The organism is Brevundimonas sp. SORGH_AS_0993 (assembly GCF_030818545.1).
In the GTDB taxonomy this organism is placed as follows: Bacteria; Pseudomonadota; Alphaproteobacteria; order Caulobacterales; family Caulobacteraceae; genus Brevundimonas.
This window is the reverse complement of the sequence record NZ_JAUTAH010000001.1, coordinates 1043534-1058412: the sequence shown is the minus strand read 5'-3', so window position 1 is coordinate 1058412 and position 14879 is coordinate 1043534. Positions and strand designations below refer to the sequence as shown.

The window sequence follows — 14879 nt, the reverse complement described above, 5'->3', positions numbered from 1 at the left end:
TCTATGCTAGCGCGTCCGCCAGGCGCAGGAAGCCCGTCACGTCGATGGTTTCGGCGCGGGCGTCGGGTTCGATGCCGGCGGCCTCGCACAGGGCGGCGCCGCCCAGTTGCTTCAGGCTGGAGCGCAGCATCTTGCGGCGCTGGCCGAAGGCGGCGGCGGTGACGCGCTCCAGCTTCTTCAGACGATCGGGCGCGGGGCGTTCGGGCAGCGGGTCCAGGCGGACGACGGCGGAGGCCACCTTGGGCGGCGGGGTGAAGGCGGCGGCGGGCAGGTGCATGACGATGCGGGCGGTGCAGACGGCCTGGGAAATGACGGCCAGACGGCCGTAGGCGTCCTCGCCCGGCGCGGCGGCGACCCGTTCGGCCACCTCCTTCTGGAACATCAGGGTCAGGCTGTGGGGCGACCAGGGACCGGTCAGCCATTTGATCAGCAGGGGCGTGCCGACATTGTAGGGCAGGTTGGAGACCAGATGGGCGGGGCCGGAGACCAGATCGGCCTCCTTCACCTTCAGCGCATCGGCCTGGATGATCGCCAGGCGACCCGAGCCGTCGTCCAGTTCGGACAACAGAGGGACGAAGCGCGGATCCTTTTCGACCAGGACCACGGGGCCGGCGTCGGATTCCAGCAGGGCGCGGGTCAGGCCGCCGGGGCCGGGGCCGACCTCGATCACCGCGCGGCCGTCGAACGGACCGGCCAGGCGCACGATCTTGCGGGTCACGTTCAGGTCCAGCAGGAAATGCTGGCCGAAGCTCTTTTTCGCCGACAGGCCGTGGGCGTCGAGGGTTTCGCGGAGGGAGGGAAGGTCGGTCACGACCGTCTGTTAGCGCGCGGCGCGGGCCGCCGCCATCTCCGATGCCAGACGGATGGCGGCGATCAGACTGTCGGGACGCGCAACGCCCTTGCCGGCGATGTCAAAGCCGGTGCCGTGGTCGGGCGAAGTGCGGATGACGGGCAAGCCCAGGGAGACGTTGACCCCGGCCCAGAAGTCCAGCGTCTTGACCGGGATCAGGGCCTGATCGTGATACATGCAGATCGCCGCGTCATAGGTCGCGCGGGCTTCGTCGTGGAACAGGGTGTCGGCGGGGCGGGGGTCGGTGATGTCGATCCCTTCGCCGCGAAGCTGCTGCGCGACCGGGATCAGGGTCTCGATCTCCTGCAGGCCCAGGGCGCCGCCTTCGCCCGCGTGGGGGTTCAGGGCGGCCATGGCCAGGCGCGGGCGGGCGATGGCGAAGTCGCGCCTGAGGCTTTCGTGGACGACGCGCGCGGTGCGGGCCACGCGCTCGGCCGTGACAAGCTCGGGCACCTGGTCCAGGGCGACGTGGATGGTGACGAGGCAGGCGCGCAGGTCCCGCGCGGTCAGCATCATCACCGGACCGCGCGTCCCGGCATAGGGCGCGTCGGCGGTCAGCTCGGCGATGAACTCCGTATGGCCGGGGAAGCGGAAGCCCGAGGCGTACATGGGCGCCTTGGCGATGGGGGCCGTGACGACGCCCGACGCCTGGCCCGACAGGGCGAAGCCGATCGCTTCCTCTATCCCGTCGGCGACGGCGGGGGCGTTGGCCGGATCGGGACGGCCCGCCCCGACCGGGGCGGGCAAGGGGCGATGGATCACCGGCAGGACGCGGGCGAAACGGTCGGCGGCGTCCAGCGGGCTGTCGACCTCCACCACAGGAACGCCCTGGGCGCGCAGCAGGGCCGCGTCGCCGATGACGGCGAAGGGCGGAGAATGGTCCTTGAGGGCGGTCCAGGCGGCGGCCGTGATCTCGGGCCCGACGCCGGCGGGTTCGCCCAGCGTCAGGACCAGAGGCGCGGCCGCAACGGTCACTTGACCTCGATCAGGGCGTCGCTGCGCAGGTCGCGCAGATAGCGACGGTCCAGGACCTGAAGGTTCTGGGAGCGCAGACGGTTCTCGACCTGCTGATGGGTGGGGACGTCCGGCCCGCCGACGCGACGGCCGCAAACCGCGACCAGATGCAGGCCCAGCGGCGTGCGGATCGGGCTGCTGACGGCGCCGACTTCTCCGGTGCGGGCGAACTGCTGGAACTGGGGCGCCAGGTTCTGGACGTCGGATTCGCCCAGGTCCGCATAGGTGACGCCGGCGGTGGCGCGCGACTGGGACATGATGTTGTCGCAGGTCAGGCCCTGACGCAGGGTCTCCAGCTTGGCGGTCGCGGCGGCGACCTCGGCCTCGCTGGCGGTTTCGGGCAGTTCGACCATGGCCTGTTTCATCGAAACCAGGCTGGTGGCGGCGCCGTCGCGCTTGTCGCGCATATAGATGATGTAAACCCCGCCATCGACGGCGATGGGGTTGGACAGCTGGCCGGGCTGGAGCTGGTCGAAGACGGCCTGAAGGGCGGGCTGGACCGAGCCCTTGACCACCCAGCCGGCGTCGCCGGGTACGCGGGCCGAGGCGGAGGGGGCGGCCGAGAACTGCTGGGCCACGGCCTGGAAGGGCGCGCCCTGGATGATCTGCTGCACCAGTTGGCGGGCGCCGTTCAGGGCCGCCTGCTGGCCGCCCACGCGGGCGGCGTCGATGTAGATTTCGCCGATCAGATATTGCGGCTGGGCGGCGGCGGCGTTCAGGCGACGCAGTTCCTGCTCGACCTGAAGCGGGCTGGGCCGCGCGCGCGAGCCGAAACGGCCGCCGGTCAACCGGCTCCAGCCGATCTCGGTGCGCAGGTTCTCGCGGAAGGTCTCGGGCCGGATGCCGCCCTGCTCGAGGAACTGAATGTAAGCCTGGGGCGTGGCGCCGGCCTGGCGGGCCATCTGGGCGATTTCCTCGTCCACTTCCTGGTCCGTCACCTTCAGCTGGTCGGCGAACTTGGACAGTTCCTGATTCTTGAGGCGATCCTCGATCAGGGCGTTCAGGGCTGCCTGCTGGATGGCGGGCAGGTTTTCCTCGGTCGGCTGGATCTGCGACGAGGCGATCAGCATCAGCATGCGCTGGCGCAGGTCGAAGCCGGTGATGATCTTGTCATTGACGGTGGCGACGATGCCGTCTGCCAGCTGGAACTGGGGCTGTGCGGCGGCCGGACGGGCCGGTGTGTCGCCGGCCGCTGGATTCGGCGCGCCGGCGGCGGGGCCTTGCAGCGAAGGCTGAGCGGCCGGGCGAGCGGACGTCTGGGCCACAGACGTCTGGGCTGCAGACGCCTTAGCTTGGGCCGTCTGCCCATAGGCCGAACCGGCGAGGAGGAGCGCCGCGAGCGCAGCCCCCGTCGAATAACGCATCAAACCCATCGGTCGTCCTGATTCCTCACAGCGGTCCGCCGGCCAGGTCGGCGGGCGGTCGCGCCCCGTCAAGCGGCATGCTCAACGCATTTCGCCCTGTCCATAACCTGAACCTCCGAAAGTGGCGAGGTTTAGGCGCACATAAACCCCCTCGGAGGGGCCGCTGGGCCGAACGCGGGTGTTGTCGCGCCGAAAGCCCAGTTCGAACCGCAGGCAGTCGTCGTCGAACAGCAGGCCGACCTCGGAACGGGTAATTTCGTTTTCCTTCAGGTCGGCAATGCCCGCGACGGTGAAGCCCCAGTTTCCATAGACGAATTGCTGGCCCGTCAACTGGACGAATTCGTAGTTGCGGTTCAGCGGGCCGGGCTGAGGATTGGCGCGGTCCAGGATGTAGCTGACGCTGGCCAGGTTGCGGCGGCCCCAGCGGCCGTCCAGAGCGGCCTCGGCCCGGCGCACGTCGCCCGAGCCGTCGATGGTGGCGTGCGCCCAGCTACGGATGCGGTCCGACGGCGAGAAACTGCCCTGGACCACCCAGTCCGAGGTCTCCGACGCCAGGCCGCTGGGGTCGTAGAGACGGGCCGGGTCGTCCGGGATGCTGGTGCGGAAGGCGTCTTCGCGGTTGAAGCGGTGGCTGCGGCCCACGAACAGGCTGGCGCTGCGGCCTTCGGACCACCGGATGGTGGCGCGGCCGCCCGCCGTCAGGCGCGCCCCGCCCTCAATCAGGTCGTAGCCGGAGAAGCGGTCCATGCGGAACAGGGATGATTCGTCCAGTTCGATGATCTGGGCGTCCTCGTTGGGGATGCGCGGGTCCAGATCGGCGCTGCTGGACACCGACATCTGGGCCAGGGGCTCCAGGACGATGTCGGCCCCGGCCGTGCGCTTGATCAGCGGATAGCTGACGTCCACCCCCGCGCTGAGGCGCGAGCGGGACACGGTCTCGTTCCCTCCGAACCCCATCATCGGCGGCAGGTCCGACAGGGAATAGAGATCGACCCGGGTGTCCAGGAAGGGCTCGACCCGCAGGCCGACCGGCAGGATCACGGTGCGCCGCCATTCCATCTGGCCGGTGATGCGGCGGCTGTCGACGCCGCCCAGGCCCGTGGTGACGGCCGGGACCAGGTCGGGGTTCAGGATGGGCGCGCCGACGAAGTTTTCGCGGTAGAGGGCGACGGCCGAGCCCTTCAGCCGCAGGCGGCCGCCGAAGACCAGCGCGTGCGGCTCCCACCGCGCCTCGACCAGGGGGGCGACCAGCGGCAGGTCGCCGTCGCTCTCGAACACCTTGTAGCCGTTGGGGTCGCGGAAGTCGGTGGCGGCGAAGCGCGGATCGACCCGCAGACTCTGGATCGAGAAGGCGGCGACCGAGACATAGGAACGATCGGTCTGATGCTCGGCGTAGATCTGGCTGATCAGACGGCGGCGGTCGCCGTAGTAGAGGCCGTTGTCCTGATAGGGGGTGCGAACGTCGTAGCGGTCGAACAGGGTCTTGTCCGAGGTCCGTTCGGCCGTGAAACCATAGCGCCAGGGGCCGTCGGGGTCGAAGGCGCCGTGCGACAGCAGATAGCTGCGGTGCTCGCGGTCGCCGAAGCGCACATTGCTTTCGAACTGGCCGTCGCCGTTCAGGTCGAAGTCGCCGAAGTTGCGCTCATGGGTATAGCCGCCGCGCGCCACGATCATGCCGTCAGCGAACCGGCGTCGCCATTGCAGGTTCAGCAGCGGGGCGATCCGGGTGTTGATCTGTGGACTGATCAGCCAGTCCTCGGACCTGGAGACGACGTGGAGATAGGGAACCTCCACCGACACGCCGCGCCCCTGGTCGTAGTTGATGATGGGGACCAGGAGGCCCGAGGCCCGCTCCACCGACGGATCGGGGTGGGCGAAATAGGGGGTGTAGAAGACCGGCACCGGGCCGACGTAGAACACGGCGTTGCGATACAGCACCGCCCGCAGTTGTTCGTCCTGCACCACCTTTTCGGCCTGGATCGAAATGGTCGGGCGGCGCGGCCCCTTCTCGTCGCAGATGGGGCAGGGGGTGAAGAGGGCGTAGTTCAGCTCGCTGACCGTCTCGGTGCGGCGCACGGCGGTGGCGGCCATCAGGCTGGCGCCGTTGCTGAGACGGGTGGCGAAATCGACGGCGACGCCGGCCTCCAGATCCTTGTCCAGCTCCAGGTGGCTGGCATAGACGACCGTGCCGCCGGGGGCGACGGCCTCCACGCGACCGTCGGCGGTCGCCGTGCCGGCCAACAGGTCGTAGGACAGGCTCTCGCCCCGCAGGACATGGCCCCGAGTGCGCAGATAGACGCGCTGATCGGGCGCGCCGACCGCGGTGACGACATCGCCCTGGCGCGTGACGCCGGCGGCGTCGACATAGACCGCGCCCTCGGTCAGGCCGTCGGCGGCGGGGGGCGGCGTCTGGGGCGCCTGGGTCTGGGCCTGGGCCTGGGTCTGGGCGATCGCCGAGGCGGCCAGCGGCGCCCAGGCGGCAAGCGCGACCCCGGCCAGAAGCCCCTGTCGGAAATCGATGAAGCGCCGGGGGCGGCGGTCACTCTGCATAGGCCATCCGTGGTCTGGGGACGGGGTCGCGGCTTCGTCCAAGGCGATCAGGCTCTAGCCGTCTTCGGTATAGAACAGCAAGGTGAAGGCGGCGAGCGCCGTCAGAACCGGCGGCAGCCAGGCCGCCAGGAACGGCGGCACCACCTCGGCTGCGCCCATGGCCGACGAGAACTGGTTCAGGAAGAAGAAGGCGAAGCCCAGCACCACGGCCGCCACGCTCATCCGCGCCATGTCGCCCAGGCGCATCAGCCGAAGCGAGAAGGCCGCCGCCAGAATGGACATGGCCGCGAACACCAGGGGGGTGGCCAGAAGCTGCTGGAAGCGCAGGCGATAGGTGGTGGAGGTGAAGCCGGCGTTCTCGATTCGCCGAATCTGGTTCGGCAGGGACCAGAAGGGCGTGGACTGGGGCCGGGCGAATTGTTCGAACGCTTCCTGGTCGGCCAGGCTGGAGCTCAGGTCCAGGGTCGAATAGGACACCGCGCGCTGACCGATGCTGGCCCCGACCGCATCGGTCAGGCGCCAGCGCCCGGCGCTGAGGGTCGCCGACTGGGCGTCGATCCGTTCCGAGAAGGTGCGGCGGCCGTTCGGCCCCGTGGTGTAGATGAAGAAGCTGACGTTCAGCAGGCGGGCGTTGGCGCGATCCCGACGGCCGGCGCGAATGATCATCTGGCGCTGGTCGTCGCCCTCGCGCAGCCAGATGGCCTGTTGTTCGCCGGCGCCGGGGACCGCGCCGGAGATGCGCGCCCGCTCGCGCTGCCACAGGGCGTCGCCCGAGGAGGCCAGAGGGCCGAGCACCGTCACCGTCACCACGCCCAGGACGAAGGCCATGCCCGCCGCCGGCAGGACGAAGCGCCAGGCCGAGACGCCGGCCGCCCGCATGGCGATCAGCTCGCTGCGCCGGTTCAGGCCGATGAAGGCGCCCAGTGTGCCGAACAGGAAGACGAAGGGCAGCAGTTGAACGATCACCGACGGCGACTTCAGCATCACCAGATAGAGGATATGCAGGGCCGACAGGTCCATGCTGGAGCCCAGGCCGCGCGACACCTCCACGAAGTCGATCAGCATGACCAGGGCCGCGATCACCGCCAGGGCCACGCCCAGGGCGCGCGCCTGCTGGACCAGGACATAGCGTTCGATGCGGCCGAGGCGCGGCAGACGCGGCGAACGGCGACGCGATCGGAGGCCGAGGGCGGTCATGCGGGCCTCGCTTTCAGAACGCCGGCGAACCGCCGTCTGGCCCGGTGGGGCTTGAGGGCGCGGAACAGCACCCGCATGGCCACGGCGATGGCCAGAATGGGCACGGCATACTGAAGGATGTTCATCCAGCCGTTCCAGGCGCTGGCGGCGACCAGGCCGTAACCGACGACGCGCACCAGAAGGAACAGGCCCGCCGCCTTGGCGATCCGCAGGGAATAGCCGGTCCGGCTGAAGGCGCCGCCCAGGATGGCGGCCAGGGCCAGGGCCATGGCGACCAGGGCGTACAGGGGCGATGACAGGCGCGAATGGGCCTCGGCCAGCAGTTCGCCGCGCGATCCCGCCGTCTCCAGCAGCTTGGGCGAGGGGTTCAGCAACTGCCGCAGATAGAGGTCGGACGGCTTGTAGCGGATGACTTCGGTGGTGCCGGCGAACGGCGTCAGGTCCAGGGTGTAGTTGTCGAACGACAGATAGTTCAGCACTCCGTTCGACGAGTACTGCTGCCAGGAGCCGTCGGTCAGGGTCAGGACGGGCACGCCGCCGGCCCGGCCGAAGCGCGCCTGGGCCGCGTTCCAGGTCGTGACCTTCTTGCCGTCGTCCAGATAGACGAACAGGTTCTTCAGCAGGCCGTTCTGCTCGATCTGCTGGACATAGACGGTCAGGCCGTCCGGCCCCTGGACGAACTGGCCTTCCTCGACCAGGAGGGCGGCCAGGTCGGTGCGGATGGCGAAGGCCTGACGGCGCGCCTCATGCTGGGCCCAGGGCAGCAGGAACAGGTTGACCAGGAGCGTGACCAGCGCAACCAACACCGCCAGGCGCGCGGGCGGAGAAATGACTTGCCAGCGGGTCATGCCCCCGGCGAAGGCGGCCGTCAGCTCCTGCTCGCGCTGAAGACGGGTCAAGGCGATCAGGGCGCCGACGAACAGGCCGATGGGCAGGATGACCGCCAGAAGCTGAGGCAGGGCCAAAAGCGTCAGCTTGACCATCACCCACACGCTCTGGCCGCGTTCGACGATGACTTCCAGTTGGTCCAGGCTCTGGCTCAGAATCCCGATTCCCGCCAGGGCGGCGCACGCTGCGACTACCGGCAGCGAGATTTGTCGAAAAAGATAGCGTTGAATCAGGGTCATGGGCGGATGATCTTCGCCCGGTTGCAGGCGGCGACGTTGAGGCGCATCTAGTAGCACATGAGGGCGCGTCCGCGACAAGCAGACGCGCCGTTGTCTTTTCGTCCTTGCAGACGCCAGGTGGGGCCTGGCTGGAGTTCCTTGAATGAAGATCGAGTTCGTCGCCGCCGTCGACGCCGCTGAAATCCTCGCGGTCGCCGTGTTCCAGGACCGTGTCCTGAGCCCCGCGGCCCAGGCGCTGGACGCCAAGACCGGCGGCGCCCTGACCAAGGCCATGGGCAAGAGCCGCTTCACCGGCAAGGCGGGCCAGACCCTGAACGTCGCCGCGCCCCAGGCGGTGGAAGCCGATGGGGTGCTGCTGGTCGGCGCGGGCGCGCAGGACAAGCAGGACGACCTGGCGGTGGAAGCCTTCGGCGCCGGCGCCTATGCGGCGGTGAAGCTGTCGGGCGCCGAGGTCCTGACCATCGACGCCTCGCACCTGTCCGGCGAACAGGCGGCGCGCGTCGGCTTCGCGGCGCGCCTGGCGGCCTATCGCTTCGACAAGTACCGGACCACGCAGAAGCCGGACAAGGTTCCTTCGGTGACGACGGTTCGCGTGGTCGCCGCCGACTTGCGCGCCGCCGAGACGGCGCTGGAGCCCCTGTCGGCCGTGGCCGACGGCGTGATCTTCGCCCGCGACCTGGTGTCCGAGCCCGCCAACGTCCTGTACCCGGCCGAGTTCGCGCGCCGCGTGAAGGCGCTGGAAAGCCTGGGTCTGGAAGTCGAGATCCTGGGCGAGGCCGAGATGGAGACGCTGGGCATGCGCACCCTGCTGGGCGTGGGCCAGGGCAGCCGTCGCGAAAGCCAGCTGGCCGTGATTCAGTGGAAGGGCGGCGAGGCCGGCGCCCAGCCCCTAGCCTTCGTCGGCAAGGGCGTCTGCTTCGACACCGGCGGCATCTCGATCAAGCCTGCCGACGGCATGGAAGACATGAAGTGGGACATGGGCGGCGCGGCCGCCGTGACCGGAACCATGATCGCCCTGGCTGGCCGCAAGGCCAAGGTCAACGCCGTCGGCGTGCTGGGTCTGGTCGAGAACATGCCCGACGGCAACGCCCAGCGTCCGGGCGACGTGGTGGTGTCCATGTCGGGCCAAACGGTCGAGGTCATCAACACCGACGCCGAAGGCCGCCTCGTGCTGGCCGACGCCCTCTGGTACACGCAGGAGCGTTTCAAGCCGAAGTTCATGATCGACCTGGCCACCCTGACGGGCGCCATGATCGTGGCCCTGGGCCTGGACTACGCCGGCGTCTTCTCGAACTCCGACGCCGTGGCCGATCCGATCCTGGCGGCGGCCAAGAAGGTGGGCGAGAACTTCTGGCGCATGCCGATCCCCGAAATCTATGAACAGCATATCGATTCGAAGATCGCCGACGTGAAGAACGTCGGCAACGGCCGCGCGGGCGGTTCGATTACCGCCGCCCTGTTCCTGCAACGCTTCACCAACGGCGTACCGTGGGCGCACCTGGACATCGCCCCCACCGCCTGGGCGAACAAGAGCCCCAGCCCCACCGTGCCCGAGGGCGGCGTCGGCTTCGCCGTGCGCACCCTGGACCGCATGGTGGCGGATTCCTACGAAGGTTGATCGCCGGAGGTAGGGCTAGTTGAGCGGCGAACCCGAAATCTGGTTCTACCATCTGGAGCGGTCGACGCTGGATCAGGTGTTGCCGACCCTGCTCGAGAAGACGCTCGAGCGGGGCTGGCGCGCCCTGATCAAATCGGCGCATTCGCATCGGCTGGATGCGATCGACGAGACGCTGTGGACGTTTCGGGACGAAAGCTTCCTGCCGCACGGCCGGGCGGACCAGCCCCATGCCGAACGCCAACCTGTGCTGTTGAGCGAGACGGGCGAGAACCTGAACGGCGCTCAGGCGCTGTTCATAGTCGACGACGCAGAACTGGGCGCGACGGAAGGGTTCGAACGATGTTTCATCATTTTCGATGGTCGGGACGAGACGGCGCTGCAGCACGCTCGGGGCCGCTGGAAGGGGCTGAAGGATCGGGGCGCGGCCCTGTCCTACTGGCGGCAGACGGACGAGGGGCGCTGGGAAAAGGCGGCCTGATCGCCCTTGCCCTGCTGGCCGGCTGTTCGACCCCGGCGTCCGATGCGTCGGCCCCACGCACCATCGAACAGGCCCAGGTCAATCCGCCCGTGGGCACCCGGATGCCGACCGGACAGACCCAGGACTTCTGCAAGGCCGGCGAGATGCAATATCTGGTCGGCCGCTCCAAGAGCGAGATTCCGGTGCCGGTTGAGGTGGTCAACCGGCGCGTGACCTGCACCACCTGTCCGGTGACGGAGGACTTTTCCGCCTATCGGCTGAACATCTTCTACAACGCGCAAACAGGCGTCATCGAGCAGGTTCGATGCGGCTGATCCGCCACGCAAGGGAGACGACCATGAAAACGACCCTGAGCATGCTGGCCTGCGCCGGCGCCCTGACGCTGTCGGCCTGCGCCCCGACGCAGTCGATCGAGACGCCGCCCGGCCGGGAGACCGCTTACAAGATCTGCGAGGTCGAGGATTACCAAAGCTATGTCGGGCGCAACCGTTCGGCGGCGCCCGCCGCGCCCGCCGGCCAGATTTTCCGGTTCCTCTGCACCACCTGTGCGGCGACCATGGACTATCGCGAGAACCGGGTGAACTTCGTCTATGACGAGGGGACGGGCGTGATCCGCGAGGTCAAGTGCGGCTGAGTCTCAACGGCCGACCGTATCGCCGGGCCACAGCGGGCTGCTGAAGGTCTTCGCCAGATGGTCCGTCAGGGCCGTGACCCGCGCAGGGCGGGGTCCGCTGCTGGGTGCGACCAGATGCAGGGCGATGGGCGGCAGGCGCCAGTCGGTCATCACCGTCTCCAACCGGCCCTCGGCCACGTCCTTCCAGGCGATGAAATCCGGCTGGGGAAAGAGGCCCAGGCCCGCGCAGAGCGAGGCGGTCAGGGCGTCGGAGTTGTTGGCGCGCAAAGGGCCGCGCGGGCGAACCACGACCTCTTCCCCCGCTGCATTGGAAAAACGCCATACATCGGGCGTCGGCATATAGGCGTAGCAGAGGCAGGCGTGGCGGTTCAGATCGTCCGGATGGGTCGGTCGCCCCCGCTGGGCCAGATAGGCGGGCGAGGCGACCAGCAGCCGGTTCACCGGACGCAGCTTTCGCGCCGTCAGCGACGAATCCGCCAGGGCCGCGATCCGCAGGGCGCAGTCGAAGCCGCCCCCGACCAGGTCGATCATCTCGTCCGACAGATGCAGGTCGATGGAGACGTCAGGGTGGGTGGCCAGAAACGGGGGCAGAGCCGGGGCGACATAGGCCATGCCGAACGACATGGGCGCGGCCAGCCGGACCAGGCCGCGCGGGGTGACGGACATATCCAGGGCCTCGGACACCGCGCCCTCGGCCTCGGCCAGCATCTGGGCGGCGCGGGCGGACAGGCTGCGGCCCGCATCGGTGAGGGCGAAACGGCGCGAGGTACGATGCAGAAGGGTGGTCTGAAGCTGTTGTTCCAGCCGCGTCACCGCCTTGGAGACGGTGGCTTTGGACAGGGCCAACTGGTCGGCGGCGCCCGAGAAGGACTGGGTTTCGGCCACCTTGGCGAAGATGGCCAGGGCTTCGAGATCGGGCAGGCGGGACATGGTCGGCTCCGCAGGAGGAAACGATGAGTTTCGTCTGTTTCTATTTCTGTTCGCTGGTCGATCTCTATCTTGTCGTCAAGCCAATGACGCCGGGACGGCCCGGCGAGAGGACAAGACAATGATCGAGCGCAGACCTTTCGACACCCTGGGCAGCGCCAACCACGGTTGGCTGAACGCCAAGCACCACTTCTCCTTCGCCAACTATTACGACCCGGCGCGGATGAGCTGGGGCAATCTGCGGGTCTGGAACGACGACGAGATCGCGCCGGGCACGGGCTTTCCGCCCCATCCCCACGCCGACATGGAGATCATCACCTATGTCCGCGACGGTGCGATCAGCCACGAGGACAGCCTTGGCAACAAGGGCCGCACGGTCGCCGGCGACGTCCAGGTGATGAGCGCGGGCACCGGCATTCGCCACGCCGAATACAACGCCGAGCCGGAACTGACCCGGATCTTCCAGATCTGGATCGAACCGACCCGTCGCGGCGAGGCGCCAAGCTGGGGCGCCAAGCCCTTCCCCAAGGGCGAGCGCTCCGGCCAGTTCGTGGTCCTGGCCTCGGGCTTTCAGGGGGATGACGACGCCCTGCCGATCCGCACCGATGCGCGGATCGTGGCGGCGACCCTGAACGCCGGCGACAGCGCCGACTATCCGCTGGGCGCCGCACGCCGTGCCTATCTGGTGCCGGCCAAGGGCGAGGTGGAGGTCAACGGCGTTCGGCTGAACGCCCGCGACGGCGCCGCCATCGCCCAGGAGGACGTCTTGACGGTCAAGGCGCTGTCGGACGCCGAGATCGTGTTGGTGGACGCCGCCTGAGTTTGCGGATCATCCTGCCCGGTCGGACATTGATCCGGCTGGGCGAACGGCATGGTGCGGGGCTCAGTCCACGAAGGAAAATCCATATTCAATCAGGCGGGACGGTGATCGCCAGCAGTGGCTGGCGGCGCTGAGACCGATCGGGGCCGCGGCGCGAAGGCGCGGCGGCCCTTTGATTTTCAGACCCCGACGGCCCAGTCCGTGGCGCGGATCAGGCTGTCCACGATGCCGGGTTCGGACGAGGCGTGGCCGGCGTCGCCGACGATGTCCAGTTTCGCCTCGGGCCAGGCGCGATGCAGGGCCCAGGCGCCGGAGATGGGCGTGACCACGTCGAATCGCCCTTGCGCGATCCAGCAGGGGATGTGGCGCATCCGGTCCACGTTCTTGAGAATCCAGTCGTCGGAGTCGAAGAAGCCGCCGTTGGTGAAATACCAGTTCTCGATCCGGGCGAAGGCGACGGCGAACTCGGGCTCGGCGAACTTGTCCGGGCGGGCGTTGGGGCCTTCGACGCTGACGGTTTCGCCTTCCCAACTGGACCAAGCGACGGCGCAACGTTCACGCTCGCCCACGTCATCGCCGATCAGACGTTTGTAATAGGCGGCCATCAGGTCGCCGCGCTCGGCCTCCGGGATGGGGGCGACGAACCGTTCCCAAGCGTCGGGGAAGATCATCGAGGCGCCGTCCTGATAGAACCAGTGCAGTTCCTTGCGGGTCAGCAGGAAGATGCCGCGCAGCACCAGGGCCAGACACCGCTCGGGGTGGGTGATGGCGTAGGCCATCGACAGGGTCGAGCCCCAGGAGCCGCCGAACACCACCCATTTGTCGACGCCGCACAGCGCGCGCAGCCGTTCGATGTCGCGGATCAGGTCCCAGGTGGTGTTGTCCTCCAGCGAAGCATTGGGGCGGGATTTGCCGCAGCCGCGCTGGTCGAACATGATGATGCGATAGCGGGCGGGGTCGAAATAGCGGCGCATGCCGGGATTGACCGCGCCGCCGGGACCGCCGTGCAGGACCACGACCGGACGCCCGTCGGGATTGCCGCTTTCCTCGTAATAGATCTCATGCACCCCCTCCGTCTTCATCCAGCCCGACGCATAGGGTTCGATCTCCGGATAGAGTTCGCGGCGCGGTTCAGCAGATGTCGAGAAGGCCATGGATTGCTGGATCTTTCTTAACGAAAAAAGGGCGGTCGCAAGCGCGTCAGGAACGCAATGCCGCAAAGGCCAGGCAAAGCCAACCGGCGATCATCAGCAATCCGCCTATGGGGGCGACCGCGCCCATGACCGGAAGGCCGAGCAGGCCGATGGCGCCCAGGGCCAGGCTGAAGACCAGGCCGCCCGCCGCACCCAGCCAGCCGGCCAGTCTTGCCAGCAGTCGGGCCAGGCCGCCGCCGCCGGTCCACAGGGCGCAGGCCAGGGCGAAGACCGCATGGCCCAGCTGATAGTGGGAGCCGGTCTGCAGCAGGGTCTTGATCTGGGGACCGGCGCCGTGCGCGGCGAAGGCGCCCAGGACGACGGCGAGGGCGCCGTTCAGGGCGGCGAATACGATCAGATTGCGGTCTGCGGTCATGGACCCGACCCTAGGACCAGAAGCCTGTGCAGGGAAGCGGCGACCGACGTTGGCTAGAGGCGCGGCTGAGGCGCCAGGTGGCCGGCGATGGCCGAGGCGGCGGCCTTGACGCCCTTGCGCATCGCCGCCTCGTCCGCGGGCACGGGCGCGCGCAGCAGGCCGATGGCCGGCACATGGGGACCGTCGGGCAGATCGGCCAGGACGCGATACAGGATGTAGGAGCCCGCATCCTCCTCCACCTCGGACGAGGCGTCGGCGGCAAGACCCGCTGCGTTCAGGGCCCGGATGATGTCGGCCACCGGCGCCGTGGTTCGGGCCAGGCCCGGGCCCGTCCGGGACAGGCGTTCGGTGCGGTCCAGGGTCCGGTTCTCGGCGCGCATCTGAACCCGGAATCCCCCGGCCTTGCGCGTGCGTCCGACCAGCAGCACGGCCCGGCAATCGCCGCTGCGCAGATGGTCCCCCAGCCGCGCGGCCAGGGTGTCGGGATCGGCGCCGGAGACGGGGACGGTGCGAGCGCCGGCGGGGCTCCACGGCGTGCCGGACAGGTCCTCGATCAGGTCCCAGCCGTCGTCGTCGGCCTCATAGGTGCAGATAGCGATGCCCGGGAGACGGGCGGTCGCAGAGTCGCGGTCGCTGGTGATCGCATCCATCATGATCCCGGCCCCAACCCATGACGATTTCGTGACGCTGCGAAGAGGCGTGAAGTTGCGGGCCGCGTCAAGCCTCTCATT

General features: G+C 68.7%; 15 protein-coding genes. 5 read left to right on the top strand and 10 right to left on the bottom strand.

The window, feature by feature from the left end; all coding sequences use genetic code 11:
* Position 1 precedes the first annotated feature (1 nt).
* From rsmA to QE389_RS05220, 6 genes are all read right to left on the bottom strand, one after another.
* Positions 2 to 811: a 16S rRNA (adenine(1518)-N(6)/adenine(1519)-N(6))-dimethyltransferase RsmA gene (rsmA, locus tag QE389_RS05245; protein ID WP_307365140.1), complete on the bottom strand. Its 810-nt coding sequence runs from the start codon at positions 809 to 811 to the stop codon at positions 2 to 4.
* 9 nt (positions 812 to 820) lie between these two features.
* Complete coding sequence (gene pdxA / locus QE389_RS05240; RefSeq protein WP_307365138.1) at positions 821 to 1825, bottom strand: 4-hydroxythreonine-4-phosphate dehydrogenase PdxA; 1005 nt, start codon at positions 1823 to 1825, stop codon at positions 821 to 823.
* The gene (locus QE389_RS05235) at positions 1822 to 3237 is read right to left on the bottom strand and encodes a peptidylprolyl isomerase (protein ID WP_307365137.1); all 1416 of its coding nucleotides are present in this window, start codon (positions 3235 to 3237) and stop codon (positions 1822 to 1824) included. Before QE389_RS05235 ends, pdxA begins: the two co-directional genes overlap by 4 nt.
* Positions 3238 to 3309: 72 nt before the next feature.
* Entirely contained in the window at positions 3310 to 5778 is a 2469-nt protein-coding gene (locus QE389_RS05230; protein WP_307365135.1) for an LPS-assembly protein LptD, read from the bottom strand.
* 54 nt (positions 5779 to 5832) lie between these two features.
* Positions 5833 to 6975, bottom strand: a complete 1143-nt coding sequence (gene lptG, locus QE389_RS05225; RefSeq protein WP_307365133.1) for an LPS export ABC transporter permease LptG — start codon at positions 6973 to 6975, stop codon at positions 5833 to 5835.
* The gene (locus QE389_RS05220) at positions 6972 to 8102 is read right to left on the bottom strand and encodes an LptF/LptG family permease (RefSeq protein ID WP_307365131.1); all 1131 of its coding nucleotides are present in this window, start codon (positions 8100 to 8102) and stop codon (positions 6972 to 6974) included. Before QE389_RS05220 ends, lptG begins: the two co-directional genes overlap by 4 nt.
* A 142-nt stretch (positions 8103 to 8244) precedes the next feature.
* On the opposite strand from QE389_RS05220, the gene QE389_RS05215 reads away from it, so the two are divergent.
* The 4 genes from QE389_RS05215 to QE389_RS05200 all read left to right on the top strand — a co-directional run bounded on the left by QE389_RS05215 (position 8245) and on the right by QE389_RS05200 (position 10832).
* Complete coding sequence (locus QE389_RS05215; protein ID WP_307365129.1) at positions 8245 to 9720, top strand: leucyl aminopeptidase; 1476 nt, start codon at positions 8245 to 8247, stop codon at positions 9718 to 9720.
* A 19-nt stretch (positions 9721 to 9739) separates the two neighbouring features.
* A complete protein-coding gene (locus QE389_RS05210; RefSeq protein WP_307365127.1) occupies positions 9740 to 10198 on the top strand; it encodes a DNA polymerase III subunit chi in 459 nt (152 codons plus the stop codon).
* Positions 10199 to 10299: 101 nt separating this feature from the next.
* A complete protein-coding gene (locus QE389_RS05205) occupies positions 10300 to 10512 on the top strand; it encodes a hypothetical protein (protein WP_307365125.1) in 213 nt (70 codons plus the stop codon).
* 23 nt (positions 10513 to 10535) lie between these two features.
* Complete coding sequence (locus tag QE389_RS05200; protein WP_307365123.1) at positions 10536 to 10832, top strand: hemolysin; 297 nt, start codon at positions 10536 to 10538, stop codon at positions 10830 to 10832.
* A 3-nt stretch (positions 10833 to 10835) separates the two neighbouring features.
* Here QE389_RS05200 and QE389_RS05195 read toward each other — a convergent pair whose 3' ends face one another.
* A complete protein-coding gene (locus QE389_RS05195; protein WP_307365120.1) occupies positions 10836 to 11762 on the bottom strand; it encodes a LysR family transcriptional regulator in 927 nt (308 codons plus the stop codon).
* Between the two features lie 118 nt (positions 11763 to 11880).
* Here QE389_RS05195 and QE389_RS05190 point away from each other — a divergent pair, with 118 nt between their 5' ends.
* Positions 11881 to 12579 (top strand): pirin family protein, encoded by a 699-nt coding sequence (locus tag QE389_RS05190; protein ID WP_307365118.1) that lies wholly within the window; start codon positions 11881 to 11883, stop codon positions 12577 to 12579.
* A gap of 179 nt (positions 12580 to 12758) precedes the next feature.
* Here the strand turns inward: QE389_RS05190 and pip are convergent, their stop codons facing one another.
* The 3 genes from pip to QE389_RS05175 are packed head-to-tail and all read right to left on the bottom strand — an operon-like array spanning position 12759 to position 14801.
* Positions 12759 to 13733, bottom strand: a complete 975-nt coding sequence (gene pip, locus QE389_RS05185) for a prolyl aminopeptidase (protein ID WP_307365116.1) — start codon at positions 13731 to 13733, stop codon at positions 12759 to 12761.
* A gap of 46 nt (positions 13734 to 13779) precedes the next feature.
* Complete coding sequence (locus tag QE389_RS05180; RefSeq protein ID WP_307365114.1) at positions 13780 to 14148, bottom strand: DUF423 domain-containing protein; 369 nt, start codon at positions 14146 to 14148, stop codon at positions 13780 to 13782.
* Between the two features lie 53 nt (positions 14149 to 14201).
* Positions 14202 to 14801 carry a hypothetical protein gene (locus QE389_RS05175; RefSeq protein ID WP_307365112.1) on the bottom strand — a complete coding sequence of 200 codons (600 nt, stop codon included), beginning with the start codon at positions 14799 to 14801 and terminating at the stop codon, positions 14202 to 14204.
* Positions 14802 to 14879: the final 78 nt, after the last annotated feature.